Consider the following 572-nt stretch of genomic DNA (forward strand, 5'->3'; position numbering starts at 1 on the left):
TACTTATGCTGGTTGTTGGTCTATTGGTAACCATGGGTATTGGTTCTTCATTCTCGACGATTCCAATTCTTGCAACCATCTACGTTCCGCTTTCTTTGGCGTTTGGTTTCTCACCAATGGCAACGATCGCATTAGTAGGTACAGCTGCAGCGCTAGGTGATGCCGGTTCTCCAGCATCCGACTCAACATTGGGCCCAACTTCTGGCCTAAATGCTGACGGCCAGCACGAACACATTTGGGAAACGGTTGTTCCAACCTTCATCCACTACAATATCCCACTGATCATCTTCGGTTGGATCGCTGCAATGGTGCTTTAGTATCAAGTTTTCGAACAGAAACGACTGATACCTTTGGTAACAAAAAAACCGCTCGATATGAGCGGTTTTTTTAATTCAATCGAAAACGAAGCCACTATTGCGCTGGCATGTTTTCGATAATGCGTTCACGAATCAACTTAAGCGTTGGCTCGGTCGATAGGTAATCCACCTCAATTGGGAAATACGCATCGTTGATTTGCAGCACCAAACTAGGGTAAGAGTTAACACCCAAACTTTTCGCTAAACTCAGTTGGT

General features: G+C 45.1%; 1 protein-coding gene and 1 pseudogene. One reads left to right on the top strand and one right to left on the bottom strand.

The genetic code is table 11. The annotated features are described in order from the left end of the window. Positions 1-317, top strand: a 317-nt coding sequence (locus tag R7O13_RS29325) for a Na+/H+ antiporter NhaC family protein (protein WP_318305519.1), incomplete at its 5' end; no start/stop codon positions are given. 94 nt (positions 318-411) lie between these two features. On the opposite strand, the pseudogene R7O13_RS29330 reads toward R7O13_RS29325, so the two are convergent. Next, a pseudogene (locus R7O13_RS29330) lies at positions 412-572 on the bottom strand (DsbA family protein); the annotation flags it as partial.

The organism is Vibrio sp. Y176 (assembly GCF_033438945.1).